At 39.7% G+C, this 2,813-nt stretch carries 3 protein-coding genes; all 3 read right to left on the bottom strand.

What is annotated here, in order from left to right:
• Positions 1–792 (bottom strand): Rpn family recombination-promoting nuclease/putative transposase (locus AB4653_RS09495; RefSeq protein WP_137002641.1); only part of this gene is annotated, 792 nt, incomplete at its 3' end.
• A 409-nt stretch (positions 793–1,201) separates the two neighbouring features.
• A complete protein-coding gene (locus AB4653_RS09490; RefSeq protein ID WP_372085588.1) occupies positions 1,202–2,023 on the bottom strand; it encodes an EamA family transporter in 822 nt (273 codons plus the stop codon).
• A gap of 29 nt (positions 2,024–2,052) precedes the next feature.
• The gene (locus AB4653_RS09485) at positions 2,053–2,343 is read right to left on the bottom strand and encodes a hypothetical protein (protein ID WP_017101255.1); all 291 of its coding nucleotides are present in this window, start codon (positions 2,341–2,343) and stop codon (positions 2,053–2,055) included.
• Between the last annotated feature and the right edge of the window lie 470 nt (positions 2,344–2,813).

Raw genomic sequence — 2,813 nt, 5'->3', positions numbered from 1 at the left:
TTCTTGACGTCCTTCTTGGCGGCCACGTTGCTCGCCTTGTTGGCGCAATTGTTCTGCAATAGTCATAAGTGTGTCCTCGTGTTTCGGTACTGATGAGGCTAGTGACGTAATTAACGCCTCTAGGTTGTTCGTTTCACCCACTTGGAGTAAGTAGCTCATCAATGACTGTACTTGCTTATCTGTAGTGTAATCGGTTAAGAGCAATGTGACCAGAGGCTCAAAGAAATCCATGATATCCCGATGCCTTGCGTGCTTTTGGACAAGCTCAAGCAATGCGATGCGGCGATGCTGCATTATCTCATCATCGGAGATGACCGTGACATCGACTAATGGAAAATCTTGAGTATAGAGCGCTTTAGCTATAAGAGGGTTAACGAACCCTTTTAACCAATTCATCTCATACGGGTAGGGCGAGACCTTACCATGGTAAAACTGCAACGGGATCACCAGAGGTAAGCGCTCATGGCCAGCTTCAATATGTTGCTGCATGGCGGCGATAGCGTAACGCATTAGTCTGAATGCCATGTGTTTATCTGGTCGACTCTGGTGCTCGATTAACGCGTAGACGTAACCTTCCCCCTGAGACGTTGTAAGAGAATAAAGGACATCCGAATAGTAAGGCCGTAAACTTTCTTCAATAAAGCTGCCTGATTCGAGTTTTAGGGTCGTCAAATCACAGATTTCACGCAGCTCAGCAGGCAGGTGAATATCCAATAAGTCCTTAGCGGTTTCTGGATGAGTGAGAAACTGCTTAAAGAGGGCATCATGTGGGGTTGGCGTGGTCTTTTTCATTTTATTATCCTAACACCAAATGAGTTAAATCAGTATCACGATAGGGATTCTGCGCTAGCTTAATTTTTGCTCACGCATCAATTTAGATTATTTAATGTGATTCCCAAGGGAGGTTGACGGGGGAGTGTAAAATGAGAGCAGAGTGCAACAATAGTTAGCCACGCCTAACATTAAGTAGGCTTTCTAACAAAACTCTATTAATCGATTAGGTTTGTAGTAGAAAGCCCCTCTCAATTAGGCCTTTTTCTACAGCGAGATTTATATGCTATAAACGCTGTAACAACAATGGTTAATTGACTAACATGTATCGCTCGGGGATGTTTTAAAGTCATCAAATTTTAAGATTAGGTTTTTTGGTGAAGTTTGTGTTTTGGGGAGTCACACTTGGAGTTCTGTAAATAAGTGTACGTTATGAAGCCAAAGTCAAAATACCAAGGGTAGCGAGTAAACAAGAGACTATTTTCGTTTTAAGGTTCGTGCGCTCTTTTAAAAAGAAGTAACCAAAAAGAATATCGAGGATGAAGGCTCCTTGGAATAAAACCATGACTAAACTAAAAGCGCTAGTGTTAAGCACTTTTAAGAGAAAATAGTAGCTTGCTGTTCCGCAAGTGGCTGTTATTACGGCGTTAAATAGAACTTTTTTGATTAACCTATAATGAACTTTAAATAGTAGAGGCGTCAAAAAAGCGGTTCCAGAAAAACCGATAAAAAGGATAACGCTAGTAGGTAAGTACAACGTAAGTACTTTATCAAAACCAATGGCTAGAGTGAGAAAGATTGGCGCGAGCCACGCGTGTAGATTGTTTGAAAAAAGAAGATTCATGTTGTTACTTGTGCTGATGAGCAGTGAAGCGACAAGTATCAGTATAACGCCAGTCATTTGAAGGAAAGTCAGTGTCTCATTTAAAAAGCTAACCCCGAACAGAGCACTCCAAATGATCTTTGTTTTAGAGATTATCGAGATAGAGCCTAATTCAATTGAAGCACGAGCCCTAAAGGTTGAGTACGCAAACCCAAGCCATGAGAAAACACTGAATATACTTAAAAGCAACAGCTCCCAAAGTTCACTTGTATTGTCGAATTTTGTAGGGATTTGTTCGATTTCGAAGATAACAAACAGAGCAGCCAGTAAACTGCATGTAATTTGATAGGCTAGTAAATATTCATTACATAAAGGATTTTTCTTAAGAAAGACTCGTGAAATCCATTTGTCTAATGAACTTAAAGTCATAGCTAGAGCTAATATAGTGTAGGAACTTATCATTGTTTCTCAATGTGAATCGAGGTCTTGCATTTTATGAGTTCAAATAGTTTTCGGTTATTGGGGCTACTCTCTTCTCCTTTAGTAATAGCAACGTGATTATAATCAGTTTCAATTTTAGCTATGACATTTGGAATGACGCTTTGAAGCATGAGTAATTCGAAAACCAATTTACTTAAAGGAGTTCCGGGGAAAAACTCTTTCTTTTGAAACTCACCCGGCCAATGCGCCCATCCCCAATCTTCTATGATGTATATCCCACCTGATTTTAGATAAGGGAATGATGTCAAAAAGGCGGCTTTTGTTGGTTCATATAAATGGCTGCAATCATCAATAATTAGGTCTACATTTTTTTTTGGGGAAGTGTAATTCTAATATTTGAATGAGCTTGTCTGTATGATCTTGCTTTACTCCACAATAAGGCTCTATTACCGAGTGTGCTGAAGGCCCCTTTCGGTATTGACTTAAGGCTGGATGTTCTCGACGTTTGTCTATGCCTATGATGGATTCAGGGGTGTAAATCTTATCGAGTAAAACGAGACTCGCCCCGTGATATACCCCAAACTCAATAATGTTTTTTGGACTCCCCCAAGAAACCAAATGAAATTCAACTTCGTCATCAATGGAGAAGTGTTCTTCATTATGCCAGCGTATTTTATCTCAAGGGTCATTATAACTATTCATACTTAGTCTAGGCCTGATAATTTCCATAGCCTGCAATGCTACTGTATGTAAAGATTTGATATTAATAAATTATTAC

The organism is Vibrio sp. 10N.222.48.A3, assembly GCF_041475345.1.
Taxonomy (GTDB): Bacteria; Pseudomonadota; Gammaproteobacteria; order Enterobacterales; family Vibrionaceae; genus Vibrio; species Vibrio tasmaniensis_A.
Note: the sequence above shows the minus strand (reverse complement) of the source record. Positions and strands in the feature narration are given on the sequence as shown.